This window comes from Pseudomonas sp. LPH60, from assembly GCF_030718165.1.
GTDB classification, from domain to species: Bacteria; Pseudomonadota; Gammaproteobacteria; order Pseudomonadales; family Pseudomonadaceae; genus Aquipseudomonas; species Aquipseudomonas danubii.
The window spans coordinates 17,858-35,230 of sequence record NZ_JAVAJH010000002.1; the positions used below are offsets into that span (position 1 = coordinate 17,858).

General features: G+C 63.1%; 13 protein-coding genes and 3 pseudogenes. 9 read left to right on the forward strand and 7 right to left on the reverse strand.

Going from position 1 to position 17,373, the window contains the following annotated elements:
* Window positions 1-164: 164 nt before the first annotated feature.
* Window positions 165-1,583 carry a short-chain fatty acid transporter gene (locus tag Q8O96_RS05575; RefSeq protein WP_305948524.1) on the reverse strand — a complete coding sequence of 473 codons (1,419 nt, stop codon included), beginning with the start codon at window positions 1,581-1,583 and terminating at the stop codon, window positions 165-167.
* Between the two features lie 114 nt (window positions 1,584-1,697).
* Between Q8O96_RS05575 and Q8O96_RS05580 the strand changes: the two genes are divergently transcribed.
* Window positions 1,698-1,934: a Pathogenicity locus gene (locus tag Q8O96_RS05580; RefSeq protein ID WP_102860197.1), complete on the forward strand. Its 237-nt coding sequence runs from the start codon at window positions 1,698-1,700 to the stop codon at window positions 1,932-1,934.
* A gap of 90 nt (window positions 1,935-2,024) precedes the next feature.
* A complete protein-coding gene (locus Q8O96_RS05585) occupies window positions 2,025-3,344 on the forward strand; it encodes an MFS transporter (RefSeq protein ID WP_102860198.1) in 1,320 nt (439 codons plus the stop codon).
* A 32-nt stretch (window positions 3,345-3,376) separates the two neighbouring features.
* On the opposite strand, the gene Q8O96_RS05590 is transcribed toward Q8O96_RS05585, so the two are convergent.
* Entirely contained in the window at window positions 3,377-3,793 is a 417-nt protein-coding gene (locus tag Q8O96_RS05590) for a lysozyme inhibitor LprI family protein (RefSeq protein WP_305948525.1), read from the reverse strand.
* A 177-nt stretch (window positions 3,794-3,970) separates the two neighbouring features.
* Entirely contained in the window at window positions 3,971-4,645 is a 675-nt protein-coding gene (locus Q8O96_RS05595; RefSeq protein ID WP_102860200.1) for a heavy metal response regulator transcription factor, read from the reverse strand.
* Between the two features lie 384 nt (window positions 4,646-5,029).
* Between Q8O96_RS05595 and Q8O96_RS05600 the strand changes: the two genes are divergently transcribed.
* From Q8O96_RS05600 to Q8O96_RS05610, 3 genes are all read left to right on the forward strand, one after another.
* Window positions 5,030-6,280, forward strand: a complete 1,251-nt coding sequence (locus Q8O96_RS05600; RefSeq protein ID WP_102860201.1) for a TolC family protein — start codon at window positions 5,030-5,032, stop codon at window positions 6,278-6,280.
* Window positions 6,281-6,477: 197 nt separating this feature from the next.
* Complete coding sequence (locus Q8O96_RS05605; RefSeq protein ID WP_250329651.1) at window positions 6,478-7,656, forward strand: efflux RND transporter periplasmic adaptor subunit; 1,179 nt, start codon at window positions 6,478-6,480, stop codon at window positions 7,654-7,656.
* A gap of 26 nt (window positions 7,657-7,682) precedes the next feature.
* Window positions 7,683-10,820: a CusA/CzcA family heavy metal efflux RND transporter gene (locus Q8O96_RS05610; protein WP_115580935.1), complete on the forward strand. Its 3,138-nt coding sequence runs from the start codon at window positions 7,683-7,685 to the stop codon at window positions 10,818-10,820.
* 323 nt (window positions 10,821-11,143) lie between these two features.
* Here the strand turns inward: Q8O96_RS05610 and Q8O96_RS05615 are convergent, their stop codons facing one another.
* The 3 genes from Q8O96_RS05615 to Q8O96_RS05625 all read right to left on the reverse strand — a co-directional run bounded on the left by Q8O96_RS05615 (window position 11,144) and on the right by Q8O96_RS05625 (window position 13,668).
* Complete coding sequence (locus Q8O96_RS05615) at window positions 11,144-11,602, reverse strand: transposase (RefSeq protein WP_170004413.1); 459 nt, start codon at window positions 11,600-11,602, stop codon at window positions 11,144-11,146.
* A gap of 342 nt (window positions 11,603-11,944) precedes the next feature.
* Window positions 11,945-12,163, reverse strand: coding sequence for a hypothetical protein (locus Q8O96_RS05620; protein WP_305948526.1), 219 nt, complete (start codon window positions 12,161-12,163; stop codon window positions 11,945-11,947).
* A 176-nt stretch (window positions 12,164-12,339) separates the two neighbouring features.
* Window positions 12,340-13,668: an OprD family porin gene (locus Q8O96_RS05625; protein ID WP_305948527.1), complete on the reverse strand. Its 1,329-nt coding sequence runs from the start codon at window positions 13,666-13,668 to the stop codon at window positions 12,340-12,342.
* Between the two features lie 330 nt (window positions 13,669-13,998).
* Between Q8O96_RS05625 and Q8O96_RS05630 the strand changes: the two genes are divergently transcribed.
* On the forward strand, window positions 13,999-14,331 hold the full coding sequence (locus tag Q8O96_RS05630) for a DUF2790 domain-containing protein (protein WP_102860207.1): 333 nt from the start codon (window positions 13,999-14,001) through the stop codon (window positions 14,329-14,331).
* Between the two features lie 16 nt (window positions 14,332-14,347).
* Here Q8O96_RS05630 and Q8O96_RS05635 read toward each other — a convergent pair whose 3' ends face one another.
* Window positions 14,348-14,842, reverse strand: coding sequence for a RidA family protein (locus Q8O96_RS05635; RefSeq protein WP_305948528.1), 495 nt, complete (start codon window positions 14,840-14,842; stop codon window positions 14,348-14,350).
* A gap of 310 nt (window positions 14,843-15,152) precedes the next feature.
* Between Q8O96_RS05635 and Q8O96_RS31165 the strand changes: the two are divergent.
* From Q8O96_RS31165 to Q8O96_RS31175, 3 pseudogenes are all read left to right on the forward strand, one after another.
* Window positions 15,153-15,785, forward strand: a pseudogene (locus tag Q8O96_RS31165) (PAS domain-containing protein); the annotation flags it as partial.
* Window positions 15,786-15,947: 162 nt separating this feature from the next.
* Window positions 15,948-16,379, forward strand: a pseudogene (locus Q8O96_RS31170) (methyl-accepting chemotaxis protein); the annotation flags it as partial.
* Window positions 16,380-16,569: 190 nt separating this feature from the next.
* Window positions 16,570-17,343, forward strand: a pseudogene (locus tag Q8O96_RS31175) (PAS domain-containing protein); the annotation flags it as partial.
* Between the last annotated feature and the right edge of the window lie 30 nt (window positions 17,344-17,373).

Consider the following 17,373-nt stretch of genomic DNA (forward strand, 5'->3'; position numbering starts at 1 on the left):
GTTACAAACTATTTCGGTGGCACGGTAACAACCGAATATGACGCAAAGACTACAGGAATGCTTCAGGAGTCCACTGCGATGGCCTCTGAAAAGTCTGAAATCCGCGTCGAGAAAGACTTGTCCACAGGCCCGCTCCGTCTTGGCGGAGCGGGCTCGGCGAGCCTTCAGGGGATCACGGGCGGCAAGTAGGCCAAGGTGGTGCCCAGGGCCCAGAGCAGGACCAGCACCAGCGGGGTGTGCACCAGCAACTGGACGAAGGAGAAACCGATCAGGTCCCGGGCCTTCAAGCCCAGTACTCCCAGCAGCGGCAGCATGTAGAAGGGGTTGATCAGGTTCGGCAAGGCCTCGGCGGCGTTGTAGATCTGCACCGCCCAACCCAGGTGGTATTGCAGGTCATTGGCCACCTGCATCAGATAAGGCGCTTCGATGATCCACTTGCCGCCGCCCGACGGAATGAAGAAGCCCAGCACCGCCGAGTACAGGCCCATCAGCAGGGCATAGGTGTCGTGGGAAGCGATCTGCACGAAGAAGGTCGAGATGTGGTGGGCCAGGGTCTGGCCGTCCACGCCCTTGACCACCGTCATCAGCGCGGCGATCGAGCCATACAGCGGAAACTGGATCAGCACCCCGGTGGTGGTGGGCACCGCCCGGGCCACGGCATCGAGGAAGCTGCGCGGGCGCCAGTGCAGCAGGGCGCCGGCCATCAGGAACAGGAAGTTGTAAGTGTTGAGCCCAGAGATCGCGGTGATCGCCGGTTTGGTGGCGAACTCGTGATACAGCCAGCCGGCGGCCAGCAGCGCCAGGAGAATGGTCAGCAACGGGCTGTACTCCAGCCACTCGCCGGGGCGGGTCCGCGGTTGCGGCTTGGGCATGCTGAAGCTCGGGTCGACCCCGCAGGCCTGGGCATCCCGGGCACTGTTGGGCCCCGGGGCGGTGGCGTAGGCGACGATCAGCGAGACGACGATCAGGGCCAGCAACAACACCCCCGACTGCCAGAGAAAGATGGTTTGGGTGAAAGGAATCACCCCGGTGATGGCCAGGATCGACGGCGGCAGGCTGCCGGGGTTGGCCTGCAACTGCGCGGCCGAGGACGACAGCCCCAGGGCCCAGACAGCGCCCAGGCCCAGGTAGGCGGCGGCCCCGGCGGCGCGGTAGTCCATGCGCAGTTCGGTGCGTCGGGCCAGGGCCCGTACCAGCAGGCCGCCGAACACCAGGGACAGGCCCCAGTTGAGCAAGGAGGCGACCATGGAAATCAGCGCCACCCAGGCCACCGCCGAGCGGCCGTTCTTGGGAATGCGCGCCAGCTTGTCGATCAGTTTCACCGCCGGCGGCGAGCTGGCCACCACATATCCGCCGATGACCACGAAGGCCATTTGCATGGTGAAGGGAATCAGGCTCCAGAAGCCGTCACCGAAGGCCATGGCGGCATCGGTGGGCTTGGCGCCCATGGCCAGGGTGGCCAGGGTGACGATGATCACCGCCAGTGCGGCGAACACCCAGGAATCGGGAAACCAGCGTTCGGCCCAGTTCGAACAGCGCAGGGCAAAGCGGGCGGAGCGGCTATCTTGAATATCAGCGGCCACGTCAGTACCTCGGATTTCTTATGTTTATAAGGAAGACGGCCGCCCCAGGCTGAGGCGGCCGAGAACTGTGCAAGAATGCGGCAATTGCCACGGACTGCAAAGGACTCAAAGCCGATGTCATTTTCCCCCGAAGAACGCGCCGCACTGCTCAAAGTCAAGGGTGTCGGGCCCACAGTGGTGGGGCGCCTGGAGCAATTGGGGATCATTTCCCTGAGCCAGTTGGCCGCCGCCGATGCCCTGGACATCGTCACCCAGGCCTCGGCCCTGGTGGGCTCCAGTTGCTGGAAAAACAGCCCACAGGCCCGCGCCGCGATCCAGGCGGCCATTGCCATGGCCAAGGCTCGTCTATAGCCCGGATCGCCAACGACTGAAGGTTGTTCCTCGGGACGATTGCATAGACCATGTGCAGCCTTGCTGATTGCCACCCTCCGAGTTGCTTTTATGACCCCTTCCACTGAGTCGTCGCCGGCGCGCTTTTCCCGCGCCGACTACAAGACCCTGGGCCTGGCCGCCCTGGGCGGCGCCCTGGAAATCTACGATTTCATCATCTTCGTATTTTTCGCCCTGACCCTGAGCCAGCTGTTCTTCCCTCCGGAAATGCCCGAATGGCTGCGCCTGCTGCAAAGCTTCGGGATCTTTGTCACCGGCTACCTGGCCCGGCCCCTGGGGGGCATTCTCATGGCCCACTTCGCCGACCGGTTGGGGCGCAAGAAGGTCTTCAGCCTGAGCATCCTGATGATGGCGCTGCCTTGCCTGCTGATCGGCATCATGCCCACCTATGCCCAGATCGGTTACTTCGCGCCCTTGCTGCTGTTGGCGCTGCGCGTGCTGCAAGGCGCCGCCGTGGGGGGCGAAGTGCCCAGTGCCTGGGTATTTGTCGCCGAGCACGCGCCACGGGCCCATCGCGGCTATGCCCTGGGCTTCCTCCAGGCCGGCCTGACCTTCGGCTACCTGTTGGGCGCGCTGACCGCGACCCTGCTGGCGCGGGTCTTCAGCCCCGAGGAAATCCTCGATCATGCCTGGCGCTACCCCTTCCTGCTGGGCGGGGTGTTTGGCGTGATCGGCGTTTGGCTGCGCCGTTGGCTGAGTGAAACCCCGGTGTTCGTGGCCCTGCAGAACCAACGCGACAGCGCCGGCGAATTGCCCCTGCGCACCGTGCTGCGCGAGCACCGGCTGGCGATCCTGCCGGCGCTGATCCTCACCTGCGTGCTGACCTCGGCGGTGGTGGTGTTCGTGGTCATCACCCCGACCATGATGCAAAAGAGCTTCGGCATGAGCGCCAGCCATACCTTTGCCCTGAGTAGCCTGGGCATCGTTTTCCTCAACATCGGCTGCATCCTGGCCGGGCTGATCGTCGACCGCCTCGGCGCCTGGCGCACGGTGATGCTCTACAGCCTGCTGCTGCCCCTGGGCATCGCCGTGCTCTATGGCTGCCTGATCAGCGGCGGCGAGTGGATCGGCCTGGCCTACGCCATCGCCGGCCTGGGCTGCGGGGTGGTGGGGGCGGTGCCATCGGTGATGGTCAGCCTGTTTCCACCGCGGATTCGCGTCTCGGGCATTTCCTTCACCTACAACATCGCCTATGCCCTCTGGGCCAGCACCACGCCGTTATTGCTGATTGCCCTGATGCCCTGGAGCCCATGGATCTGCGTGATCTATTGCGCGGTGATGGGGGCGGTGGGGGTGGCCAGTGCCAGCTACTTTGGTGGGCGCGTGGGCGAGGCTCGGCACGCATCGGCGCAACCTGATGGGGGCTACTGATCAGCTTCGCGAATTTTCTTCAGCGGGTGCGATTATTTGGGTAGCAGTTGGTCCAGGTAGCGGGTGCGCTCGTTGCTCAGGCGGGTCACGCAGCGGTTGATCAGGGTGACGTGGGCCGGCTTGCCCGGTTCCACTTCGAAGGCTTCCAGCACGCAGCTGCTGTCGCGGTATTTGATCCAGGCACGCTGGGCATTCTTCAATTTGCCGAGGTATTCCTGTTCTTGCAGCAGGTTGCTGGGATACAGGTTGTGGACCCGCACCAGCAGTGCCTGATAGCTCTGGTTGAGCGCAGCGTCGGCGCGATCCTTGTCCTGCCGGGCGCAGCGATCGATCTGTTCGCTGACGCTGATGTGCTCGCAGTCCAGTGCTGCGGCCTGGGCAGGCGCCCAGCCAGCGGCACTGGCGAGTACGGCGATGACAAGGCCAAAGATCCAAGGCTGATGAGGCATGTCGGTCCCTTGCGCTGAGAATGGAGCAGGCATTCTACAGAGCTGTTGTCAGGGAGAGCATGTGCCTGCTCCTGCAAGGCGTGTCGGACGGGATCGAGATCGGGCAACTGGAGCCGGTGGGGCATCAGCAGATGCATGAGCAAAAAGGTGGTCTGGCCGGCGAGGCGATCGTGCGGCTCAGTCGCGCTCTTCGAGGACGTAGCCCACGCCCCGCAGGGTGTGGATCAGTTTGCGCTCGAAAGGGTCGTCGATCTTCGCTCGCAAGCGGCGGATCGAGACTTCCACCACGTTGGTGTCGCAATCGAAGTTCATGTCCCAGACAAAGGAGATGATCTGGGTCCGGGACAGCACTACGCCGCTCTGACGCATCAGCAGGTGCAGCAGGGCGAATTCCTTGGTGGTCAGATCGATGCGTTGTTTACCGCGAAAGGCCCGGTGCCGGCCCTGGTCCAGTTCCAGGTCGGCGACCCTGAGCACGTCGGGCACCGCTGCCTGTTCGCTGCGGCGCATCAGGGTGCGGACCCGGGCCAGCAGTTCGGGGAACTCGAACGGCTTGACCAGGTAGTCATCGGCCCCCAGGTCCAGCCCCCGGATCTTGTCCGCCAGCCGTCCCTGGGCTGTGAGCATCATCACCCGGGTGTTGCTGTCCTGGCGGATCTGGCACAGCACGCCCCAGCCGTCGATCTGCGGCAGGTTGACGTCCAGGATCACCAGGTCGTAGGCGTGCTGGCGGGTCAGGTGCAGGCCATCCGCGCCGGTATTGGCACAATCCACCACATATCCACTTTCAGTCAGTCCCTGATGCAGGTAGTCGGCAGTTTTAAGTTCGTCTTCGATAACCAGGATACGCATGCTGATGAGGTTCTCGGCGATAAGGGGCAGTAAAAGAAAGTTGCTGTAAATGACTGGATTAATAATTTAAAAGTGCACTTTCATGCAGGTAGCTTGAGACGCACTTAACTTTGTGTGGAGCGTTTTAAAGTGCGTCTGGCATTGTCTTTGGATGGCGGAATGTTAATACAGAACGTTGATGCAGAGCCTTTGCTAACGGATTTGTAATCTTTGCGCCACCCTGCTGATAAGCAGCGAAAGTTACCCTTGGTCGATATTGAAACTCTCCCAGTCAATGGGCGAACTGTTGCAGTTCCATATCGGCCAGGGCGCTGTTGAATAACCACCGATATGTTCCGCTGCACTTTCGCAGAAACTTCGCCTCTATAGGGGCCGGAACCTGTTATGCCGACTTTCCCGAGAACACTTCCCCGGGCAGCCTGGCGCTGCTCTGCGGCGCTGCTGCTGGCGCTGCTGGCGCAGTCCCCGAGTGCTGCCGAGCCATCCGCGCTGAGCCTGGATAGCGCCTTGGCCAATGCCTTTGCCAACAACCCCGAACTGGCTGCCGCACGCTGGGAGATCGAGATCGCCCGGGGCGCTCGCCAACAGGCCGGGCTGATGCCCAACCCGGTGCTGTCGGTGGATGCCGAGGACACCCGCAGGGATACCCGCACCACCTCGGTCAAACTCAGCCAGGCGCTGGAACTGGGAGGCAAGCGCGGCGCTCGGGTGGAGCTGGCCAGTCGCGGACAGGCGCTGGCGGCCCTGGAACTGGAGCGACGGGGCAACCAGCTGCGGGCCGATGTCCTGGAGGCTTTCTACGCCGCCCTGCGGGCCCAGGAGCGCACGCAACTGGCCGGGCGTTCCCTGGCCCTGGCCGAGCGCGGTGTCACGGTGGCCCAGGGGCGGGTCAATGCCGGCAAGGCCTCGCCGGTGGAGGCCACCCGGGCCCAGGTGCAGTTGGCGGAAGTTCGCCTGGAACTCAATCGTGGCCAGATGGAGCAGGACAATGCCTATCGGCAGTTGGCCAGGGTCACGGGCGCTGCCACCACGGACTTTGCCGCCGTGCAGGAGCCCTCGCTGTCGGTGGTCACTCCGCCGGCTTCGGCGCAATTGCTGAATCGGTTGCAGGAGACCGCGGAGCTGCGTTTGGCGGAGCAGGAGATTGTCCAGCGCGAGGCGTCCCTGGGCCTGGAAAAAGCCCAGCGCATTCCCGACCTCGACGTCAGCGTTGGCAGTCAGTACGACGCCAGTGCCCGCGAGCGGGTGAACCTGGTGGGCCTGTCGATGCCGCTGCCGCTGTTCAACCGCAACCAGGGCAATGTGCTGTCCGCCGCCCGGCGCGCCGATCAGGCCCGGGACCTGCGCAACGCCACCGAGCTGCGCCTGCGCAGCGAAACCCGCCAGGCCCTGGAGCAATGGAGCACCGCCAGGGGCGAGGTGCAGTCGTTCAACCAGATCATCCTGCCCGCAGCCCAGCGCGCGGTGGACAGTGCCACCCGGGGCTTCGAGATGGGCAAGTTCAGCTTCCTCGAAGTACTGGATGCCCAGCGCACCTTGATCAGCGCTCGCAGCCAGTACCTTGCCGCCGTGGCGCAAACCACCGATGCCTGGGTGCGGATCGAACGCATCTACGGCGACCTCAGCCGTTGGTGAAAGCCTGGTTGAGGGGCCTCGCGTGCCTGGCCGCCCTGCTGGTCAGCGATTGCAGCGGTGCACCGCTGGCGCCGCCGGATGAGCCGCCCCGGCACTGGTGCGTCCATGAATGGCACCGGGCTCTCGACGAACTTTTCTTTCCGCCTACCTCGTAAGGCGCTTTTCGCGCTGCCGAACATCGATTGTCAGGAGCACCCATGGATAAAAAACGCAGCCTTGTCATGGCCATTTCAGCGGTGGTCGGCCTGGGAGCGGCAGCCTTGCTGCTGCCGGACCTGTTCGCGACCCCCGCCCGCACCCAGGCACCTGCAGTGGCAGAGCCGGCCGGGCATGGCGAAGACGAACCTGAAGGGCATCTGGAGCTCAGCCCCGAGCAGATCCAGGCGGCCGGTATCGAGCTGGCCGAGGCCGGGCCCCGGCGCCTCAACCGCCTGCTCAGCCTGCCGGGGGAAATCCGCTTTGACGAGGATCGCACCTCCCACATCGTGCCCCGGGCTGCCGGTGTGGTGGAGTCGGTGCAGGTCAATCTCGGTCAGGTGGTCAAGCGTGGCGAGTTGCTCGCGGTCATCGCCAGCCAGCAGGTGTCTGACCTGCGCAGTGAATTGGCGGCTGCCGGGCGGCGGGTGGAACTGGCCCGTACCACTTTCGAGCGTGAACGCCAGTTGTGGGTCGACCAGATCTCCGCCGAGCAGGATTACCTGCTGGCGCGGCAGACCCTGCAAGAAGCGCAAATCGCCCTCGACAACGCCCGGCAGAAGATGAATGCCCTGAGTGGCAGCGCGCAGTTGGTGGGGGGCAATCGCTATGAAATGCGCGCGCCGTTCGATGGTGTGGTGGTGGAGAAACACCTCAGCGTCGGTGAAGTGGTAGACGAAACCAGCGCCGCTTTCACCCTGTCGGACCTGTCCCGGGTCTGGGCCACCTTTGGGGTGTTTCCCAAAGACCTGGACAAAGTCCGGGTCGGTCAGGCGGTGCATGTCAGCTCCAGTGAGCTGGGGACCCAGGTCCAGGGCCAGGTGGCCTACGTCGGCAACTTGCTGGGGGAGCAGACCCGGACCGCCACCGTGCGGGTGACCCTGGCCAACCCCGATGACGCCTGGCGTCCGGGGCTGTTCGTCTCGGTGCAAGTGGCCACCGAGGCCTTCGAAGCGCCGGTCAGCGTGCCGCAGACGGCGATCCAGACCGTGGAAGACCGGCCTTCGGTGTTTGTCCGGGTTGCCGAGGGCTTCCAGGCCACGCCGGTGGTCACCGGGGCCACTCAGGACGGTTTCGTCGAGATCCGCGAAGGCCTGGCCGCCGGTGCCCAGGTCGCCACCCGTGGCAGCTTCACCCTCAAGTCCGAGCTGGGCAAAGGCTCGGCCGACCATGGCCATTGATCGGTCACAGCACAGAGTGATTTCCCATGTTTGAGCGCCTCATTCAATTCGCCATCGAGCAGCGCATCATCGTCCTGTTGGCGGTGCTGCTGATGGCCGGGGTCGGCATCGCCAGCTACCAGAAGCTGCCGATCGACGCGGTCCCCGACATCACCAACGTCCAGGTGCAGATCAACTCCGCAGCGCCAGGGTTTTCGCCCCTGGAAACCGAGCAGCGCATCACCTTTCCCATCGAGACCGCCATGGCCGGCTTGCCGGGCTTGCAACAGACCCGCTCGCTGTCGCGCTCGGGCCTGTCCCAGGTGACGGTGATCTTCAAGGACGGCACCGACCTGTTCTTCGCCCGGCAACTGGTCAACGAGCGCCTGCAAGTGGCTCGTGAGCAATTGCCTGAAGGCGTGGAGGCGGTGATGGGGCCGATCTCCACCGGGCTGGGGGAAATCTTCCTCTGGACCGTGGAGGCCGAGGACGGTGCGCGCAAGGAAGATGGCACGCCCTACACCCCCACCGACTTGCGGGTGATCCAGGACTGGATCATCAAGCCGCAGCTGCGCAACGTGCAGGGCGTGGCGGAGATCAACACCATCGGCGGCTTCGCCAAGGAGTACCAGATCGCTCCGGACCCCAAGCGCCTGGCGGCCTACCAGCTGACCCTCAATGATCTGGTGACGGCTCTGGAGCGCAACAACGCCAACGTCGGCGCCGGCTACATCGAACGCAGCGGCGAGCAGTTGCTGATCCGTGCGCCGGGGCAACTGGCGTCCATCGAGGACATCGCCAACATCGTCATCAGCAGCAGCGACGGCACGCCGATCCGCGTGCGCAATGTCGCCCAGGTGCAGATCGGTCGCGAACTGCGTACGGGCGCGGCCACCGAGAACGGCCGGGAAGTGGTGCTGGGGACGGTGTTCATGCTGATCGGCGAGAACAGCCGCAGTGTGTCCCAGGCCGTGGCGAAAAAGCTCGAAGAGATCAACCGCTCGCTGCCCGCAGGGGTGGTGGCGGTCACGGTATACGACCGCACCAACCTGGTGGAAAAAGCCATCGCCACGGTGAAGAAGAACCTCTTCGAAGGCGCGTTGCTGGTGATCGTGATTCTGTTCCTGTTCCTGGGCAATATTCGCGCCGCGCTGATCACCGCCCTGGTGATTCCGCTGTCGATGCTGTTCACCTTCACCGGCATGTTCAGCAACAAGGTCAGCGCCAACCTGATGAGCCTCGGCGCCCTGGACTTCGGCATCATCGTCGACGGCGCGGTGGTGATTGTGGAGAACGCCATCCGCCGCCTGGCCCATGCCCAGCAGCACCATGGCCGCATGCTGACTCGCTCCGAACGCCTGCACGAAGTCTTTGCCGCGGCCAAGGAAGCGCGGCGGGCGCTGATCTTCGGCCAGTTGATCATCATGGTGGTGTACCTGCCGATCTTTGCCCTCACCGGGGTGGCCGGGAAGATGTTCCACCCCATGGCCTTCACCGTGGTCATGGCCCTGCTGGGGGCGATGATCCTCTCGGTGACCTTCGTCCCGGCGGCCATTGCGCTGTTCGTCACCGGCAAGGTCAAGGAAGAGGAAAACCTGCTGGTGCGTAGCGCCAAGCGTGGCTACGCCCCGGTGCTGGACTGGGTCATGGGCCATCGTGCGACGACCTTCGCGGCGGCCGCGGCGATCCTGCTGGGCAGCGGTGTGCTGGCCAGCCGCATGGGCAGTGAATTCATTCCCAGCCTCAGCGAAGGCGACTTCGCCCAACAGGCCCTGCGGGTACCTGGCACCAGCCTCACGCAGTCGGTGGACATGCAGCAGCGTCTGGAGAAAACCCTGCTGGCGCAGGTGCCGGAGATCGAGCGGGTGTTTGCCCGCACCGGCACCGCGGAGATCGCCTCGGACCCGATGCCGCCGAATATTTCCGACAGTTACCTGATGCTCAAGCCCAAGGCGCAATGGCCGGACCCGGGCAAGTCCCGGGAGGCGTTGATTGCCGATATCCAGCGCGCCAGCGCCCTGGTCCCGGGCAGCGCCTATGAACTGTCGCAGCCGATCCAACTGCGTTTCAACGAGCTGATTTCCGGGGTGCGCAGCGATGTGGCGGTCAAGGTGTTCGGTGACGACATGACCGTGCTGAACAAGACCGCCAATGAAATCGCCACGGCCCTGCAGGGCTTGCCCGGTGCCTCGGAAGTCAAGGTCGAGCAGACCTCCGGCCTGCCAGTGCTGACCATCAATATCGACCGCGACAAGGCGGCGCGATTCGGCCTGAATGTGGGCGATGTGCAAGACACCATTGCGGTGGCGGTGGGCGGGCGCCAGGCCGGCACCCTGTATGAAGGCGACCGGCGCTTCGACATGGTGGTGCGTCTCTCGGACCAACTGCGTACCGACATTGACGGCCTTTCGCGGCTGCTGATCCCGATCCCGGCGACCGCGGGCACGGCCAACGGGCAGATCGGCTTTATCGCCCTGTCGGAAGTGGCCAGCCTCGATCTGGTGTTGGGCCCCAATCAGGTCAGCCGCGAGAATGGCAAGCGCCTGGTGATCGTCAGCGCCAACGTTCGCGGGCGGGATATCGGCTCCTTTGTCGAGGAAGCCACGGCGTTGATTGCCGGCAAGGTCAAGGTGCCCGCGGGGTACTGGACCACCTGGGGCGGCCAGTTCGAGCAATTGCAGGAAGCATCCCAGCGCCTGCAAGTGGTGGTGCCGGTGGCACTGCTGCTGGTGTTCGGGTTGTTGTTCATGATGTTCAACAACCTCAAGGACGGCCTGCTGGTGTTCACCGGCATTCCCTTTGCCCTGACCGGCGGGATCATGGCCCTGTGGTTGCGGGGTATTCCGCTGTCGATCTCGGCGGGGGTGGGTTTTATCGCCTTGTCGGGGGTGGCGGTGCTCAATGGGCTGGTGATGATCGCCTTTATCCGCAACCTGCGCGAGGAAGGGCGTTCGCTGTCCGTGGCGATTCATGAAGGCGCCCTGACCCGTTTGCGTCCGGTGCTGATGACCGCCCTGGTGGCGTCCCTGGGGTTTGTTCCTATGGCCCTGGCCACCGGCACCGGCGCCGAAGTGCAACGGCCCCTGGCGACGGTAGTGATTGGCGGCATCCTGTCGTCCACCATCCTCACCTTGCTGGTTCTGCCAGCGCTGTACCAATGGGCGCACCGCAAGGAAGAGGACTAGCGCCTGTCGCCGCTGCCGCAGGCTGTGAGCGGACTGGGCGGCATTCCGTCGAAGGGACGCGGCGGTCTTGAGGTCGCTGCGGGGTTGGCGGGAGATCGTCAGGCAAGGTCCTGCGGACCTTTGCGCAGCTTCGCCGTGGCTCAGCAGCGGCTACAGGGCCAATGCCGATCGGGGATTTGTGTAGCCGCTGCCGCAGGCTGCGAACGGCACGAGGGCCGCGGCGGTCTTGAGGCCGCTGCGAGTTCGGCTGGAGATTGTTAAGCAAGGTCCTGCGGACCTTTGCGCAGCTTCGCGGGCTCAGCAACGGCTACAGGGCGGGTGGGTTAGAGCCAGGCGGCATCCCAGAGGGGATAATCGCCTACGCGCTGGACCAGTCCCGCTCGAACCGGGTTGTAGATGATGTAGCGGGCAAGCGCCTTGAGGTCTGCTTCGCGACGGATGGCCCGTTCGTAATACCCTTTTTGCCACAGTCGACCACGCTGGTTCAGGCGCTGGTTGATGTTGCGCCCGCTTCGTGACTTGAGTCGGCACAAGGACTCTTCCAGCGAGCATTTCTGCAGTTGGAACAACCAGTGAATGTGATCAGGCATGACCACCCAGGCCAGGGAGTGGATGAGTCCCGCTTCGTGTTGTGCCCTGATTTGTTCGACCACCAGCCGCCCCAGGTAGAAGTCGCTGAACATCGGGCGTCGCTGTTCGGTCACGGCGGTTATCGCGTAGATTCTACCGATCTGTGTGTGTCGTCCTTTGAGCAGGCGATAACCATTGGATCGGAATTGCATTACCCGGCCCTCCCTGTGCTGGAATGATCCCTTCACGCTAGTCCTGGCTCGGCCTGTTAACAGATGTATCTCGTTAACATCTATGTCTCTCTTGCATCCCTGTAGCCGCTGCTGAGCCCAGGCGAAGCTGCGCAAAGGTCCGCAGGACCTTCAGCGATCCTCAGATGCAGCACCTGCTTCGCGGTCGTTCGCAGCCTGCGGCAGCGGCTACAGGTGCCAGTCCTGCGGCAGTTTTCGGGCAAAAAAAAAGCGCCCCATGCGGGACGCTAAAAATTCATCTCTTTCCAAAGGAGCATCAAAAAAACGCTTCAAGAGATGAATGTGCTCGGTAGGCCATCGCCGTTAAATATCTTCCTCGGTCGTAGCGGATGCGCCCGCGTCGCGAGGGGAAGTGCCGGTGCCAGCCGCGGCTGTTTGCTGACTGGCGTTGCCGTGAATCTGTTCCTGGCTGGCGAGGAAGGTGTCGCGGACCTGCTGTGGGCGTTCGCTGCCATCAGATGCCCAGACGGCGGAGCCGCTAGTGGCCAGAAGGCCGATCAACAATAGTCGGGTGGGACCCATGGTGTTTCTCCTGACAAGCTCGCCGGCCGGGGGAATCACGGCGGATTCGAGTGTGTTCAGGAGTATATGGAGGCCAACCTAACGAGAAGGTGAGGCCGATATTACAGTTCTGAAAGCCATGCGTCTGTGAAGAAGTTTTAACACCGGGCAGGCCGCAACCTGCCCGGCCAGACGCTTTAGAGCAGGGCCAGCGGGTACTCGACGATCAGTCGGAATTCTTCCAGGTCGGACTCGAACTGACTGGAGCGGATGGTCGCCTGGCGGATGCGCAGGGACAGGTCCTTGAGCGTGCCGCCCTGGAACACGTACTTGGCTTCGATGTCCCGCTCCCAGCGACGCTGATCGGTCAGCGGATCACCCGCCGCGTCGCGGCGCATGTACACCGAGTTGGCGTGGCTGTAGTCGGCGTCGCTGCCGCGCGCGTAGCGGGTCATGAACGACAGACCGGGAATGCCGAAGGTCTGCATGTCGAGGTCGTAGCGGACCATCCACGAACGCTCCTTGGGCGAGTTGAAGTCGCTGTACTGGATCGAGTTGTCGAGAAAGATCGAGTCCGACTGGCGCAGGTAGTCGAAGTCGTCGTTACCGTTGTTGCGCTGGTGCGACAGGGCCAGTGTGTGGGCGCCGTAGGTGGCGCCGACCTTGGCGCTCCAGATGTTGTTGTCGAACTCGCCCAGCAGTTTCTTGCCCTCGTCCACAGCCTTGTAATAGTTGAAGCCGCTGAACAGGGTCAGGTCGTCGGACACCGGGTAGTTCATCGCCGTGCCGAAGTAGTACTGATCCCAGGCGTCTTTCAGGCGGCTGCTGTAGAGGCTGAAACTCAGGTTGGGGTTGAACTTGTAGTCGCCACCGAAGTAGCCGACCCAGGGCGAGTCGACCTTGCCCGCGTAGAAGGTGGCGAAGCCGTCGCGCATGCCGCTGCTGTCGGGCTGGCTCATGGCGTGCAGGCGCCCGCCCTGCAGGTTGAGACCGTCGAGGCTGGTGTTTTCCAGGGTCATGCCGCGAAAGCTTTCCGGCAGCAGGCGCGAGTCGCCGTAGTGCACCACCGGCGTCTTGGGGAACACGTCGCCGACTTTCAGCACGGTGTCCAGGGCTCGCAGTTTCACCGCGCCGCCGGCCTTGCCATAGCCGTCGGCGGGCTCGTTGTCGTGGTTCACCGGCAGCATGCCGAAGGAGCCACGGCCGCCGCTGCGCCCGCTGCCGGAGTCGAGCTTGAGGCCGTACATGGCAAAGGCGTCGATGCCGAATCCGACCGTGCCCTGGGTGAAGCCGGACTCGAACTGGCCGATCAGGCCCTGGGCCCAGGCTTCGGAGTAACCGTTGCCGGTGGGGCTGGACTGGCCCTTGCGATCATCGCGGTTGAAGTAGTAGTTGCGCAGCAACAGGTCGAGGCGGCTGCCTTCGACAAAGCCTTCGGGTCGTTCCTCGGCGGTTACCGCCGCCACGGGACACAGCCCCAGTACCGCGGCAAGCACGGACAGGGACAGAGGGGGATTGATTCGCATGGGGTCGCTCCTGAGTGTTGGCAGCTATCAACTTTTATATCGCCAGAGGCGTTCTTATTGGGCGGACTGACCGGCGCAGAAGCGCCCTGAAAGTCGCTGTCGATAGTTGCAAACAGTCGATAACGGCGAGGTGACCCGGTGATTACAATTGTGCAAGAAAGGACGCTGGTAACGCTCGGCCAAAGCCTCTGAAACCCCCATGAACAGGGGCGATGGCAATGGGTGGGGAAGTTGCCTGAAGGGGCATTACAGATAAGTAATGTGCCCGCGATCATTCTGACAGGGTCGGTTCCTTATCCTCGCTGGAGTCAACTGGACGAGGAAACTGTCATGAAGCTTTTCAACTTGAGTATCGCCGCGTTGCTGCTGTCCATTTCTGCCCTGGCCCTGGCCGAGGGCGGTGGTGATCGCACCTTTACCCGCGCCATGCTGGAGAACCAGAAGGCCATGGAGCGCTATGCCGCGAGCCAGGGCAAACCGGCACCGGTGGTGCAGAGCTACCGCTATGGCATGGCGCTGGATATCGCCAGGGTGGTCAATGTGACGCCTGCGGCCAAGTCCTGCGAGGTGGTGCCCTCGCGCATGACGTATGAAGACTCCGCCGGTCAGCTCAAGACCATCGAATATCAGGTGGTGGGTCAGTGCCGCAACAACGGCAGCTGACTCTGGTGTCGTGCCCTCAGGCGTCGCCTGGTTCGGGGTGCAGGGCAACGATCATGTCGACTTCCACCGAGGCGTTTTTCGGCAGCTGATAGACCCCCAGCGAAGTGCGTGTGTGCACGCCGGCCTCGGTAAACACCGAATACAGGATCTCTGAGGCGCCATCCGCCACTTCGCTCTGCTGGGTGAAGTCCGCCGCGCTCTGCACATAGACGTTGATTCGCAGAATGCGCTTGATCCGCTGCAGGTCGCCGAGCATCTGTTCCAGGATCGCCAGGGCTCGCAGGGTACAAATCTGTGCCCCGTGCCGGGCCTGCTCCAGGGACGTCTCGGCGCCCACCCGGCCGACCACCATCACCGTGTTGTCGATGCGCGGTATCTGCCCGCTGACATAGACCTCGTCACCGTTACGCACCGCCGGCACATAGTTGCCGCCAATGCGCATTTCGCCTTCGAAACTGTGGCCGATCCGGGCTGCCGCCTGCTGGAAAAGTGCCTTGCGTGTTGCGTCCATAGTCCAACTCCGTCGATCGCCGTGGAATTTCCAGAAGCCGACTATACGCGCTCCAACGCGGCGATGAATCTTCGGCGAAAGCCCCGTATCGACGGGCTTTGCCTGCCGTTGAAATTTTTTGGCCGGACAAGTCGCAGTTGCTATTAAGAAAATTCTTTCAGGGCCGATGTTAGGCCCAAAGCAGCCCATTTTTTCAGTCCCCCGTCCCCGGTGCATCCTCATGTTCAATAAACGCTTGAAGCAAGAGTTGTCGGCGCTTCGTGAAGAACTCTCGAGCCTTCAGCAAGTGAAGGAAAGTCTTGAAAGCGAGATGCTCGTGATCAATTTGAGCGCCGATGGACGGATTCAATCGGTCAACCACAACTTCGCCCAGGAAATGCTCTACAAGGGAGGCGATCTGGTGGGCCGTGCCCTGGAGGACATCGTCCCGGAACACGTCAAGCACGACGAGTTCCATCAGCGCTTCAAGGCGACCCTGGCCCGGGGCGAGCATTTTGCCGGGGCGGTGCGCTTGCTGCGGGGCAACGGTGAGGAGGCCTGGCTGCGCGCCATTTCCCAGCCGATTCGCGACTCAGAGGGCCGGATCAAGTACTTCGCGATCTTTTCCAGCGACCTGACCCGCACCATCGAGGCCTCCCGCGAGCACGAGAACCTGATCGGCGCGCTGATGCGTTCCACCGCGCTGATCGAGTTCGATCTCAATGGCCATGTGCTGACCGCCAATGACCGTTTCCTGGCCGGGATGGGTTACAGCCTGGCGCAGATCAAGGGCAAGCATCACCGCATGTTCTGTGAGCCGGAGGAGTACAACAGCGCGGCCTACCAGGCGTTCTGGAGACGCCTGAATGCCGGGGAATTCATCGCTGAACGCTTCAAGCGGATCGATGCCCATGGCCGGGTGGTCTGGCTGGAGGCCTCCTACAACCCGGTGCTGGACGCCAACAACAAGCTCTACAAGGTGGTGAAGTTCGCCACGGTGATCACCGATCAGGTGAATCAGGAAATGGCCGTGGCCGAAGCGGCCAACATTGCCTACAGCACCTCGTTGCAGACCGACAACAGCGCCCAGCGCGGCACCACGGTGGTCACCGAGGCGGTGAACGTCATGCGTGATCTGGCCAAACACATGCAGGAGGCCGGCGAGGGTATCGGCGCTCTGAACGAGCAATCCCTGGTGATTGGCAGCATCGTCAAGACCATCAGCGGAATTGCCGAGCAGACCAACCTGCTGGCGCTCAATGCGGCGATCGAGGCAGCCCGTGCCGGTGAGCAGGGACGGGGTTTTGCCGTGGTCGCCGATGAGGTCCGGCAACTGGCCTCGCGTACCAGCAAGGCCACCGAAGAAATCGTCGGCGTGGTCCGGCAGAACCAGGACATGGCCCGTGAAGCCGTGGAGTTGATGGCCGAAGGCAAGCTGCAGGCCGAGCAGGGCCTGGCCCTGGCCGCAGAAGCCGGCACGGTGATCGTCGAGATCCAGGACGGCGCACAGAAAGTGGTGAGCGCGGTGGGTCAGTTCGCCAATCAACTGTCGACCTGAGTCATGGGGCCCCGGTGACGGGGCACCGCTCATCCTCTGGGCACGGCGTTCGCCGGCTCCGATGGCCTTGAGGAAATTTCCGAAGAGGTCTTAAGAATATTCTGAAACGCTGGGCATGGCTTGGAGAAAGGTCAGGCAGCGCCGATGGCAAGAGGGTCGCTGTATCCACTCTTAGTCTGTCGGTGTATCCATGTTCAACAAACGTTTGAAGCAACAGCTTGCCACCTTGAGCGACGAGCTGAATGCTCTGCAGCAATTCAAGGCCTGTCTGGAAACCCAGGTGCTCAGCATCGAACTGGACGGCGAGGGGGTGATCCGTCGGGTCAACCAGAACTTCACACGCACCCTGGGCCTTGATGGCCAACAGCTCTGTGGGCAGCCCCTGGAGCAGATTGTGTCGCGCCACACCCAGGCGACGCAGTTGTATCGCACTTTCCAGGCGGCCCAGGGGCGCAACGAAGGCTACATCGGCCAGTTGCGTCTGCAGCGGGGCGACGGCCGCGACGCCTGGTTGCATACCTGCGTGCAGCTGGTCCATGACAGCGCCGGACGCCTGGACCACTACTCGCTGATCTGCAGCGACCAGACGGCGTCGGTGGAAAGCGCCTGCGAGCATGAAAACCTGATGGCGGCGTTGCTGCGTTCCACTGCGGTGATCGAGTTCGATCTGCAAGGCCGGGTGCTGACCGCCAACCCGCGTTTTCTGGCCTGCATGGGTTACCGCCTTGATGAAGTCCAGGGCCAGAACCACCGTCTGTTTTGCGAACCCCAGGAATATGAGGGGCCGTCTTACCAGGAGTTCTGGGCGCGCCTGAACGCTGGCGAGTATGTCGCCGACCGCTTCAAGCGTATCGACAGCCAGGGGCGTGTCGTGTGGCTCGACGCCTCTTACAACCCGGTGCTGGATGCCAACGGCCAGCTGTACAAAGTGGTGAAGTTCGCCACCGTGATCACCGAGCAGGTGAACCAGGAACGCTCGGTGGCCGAGGCTGCC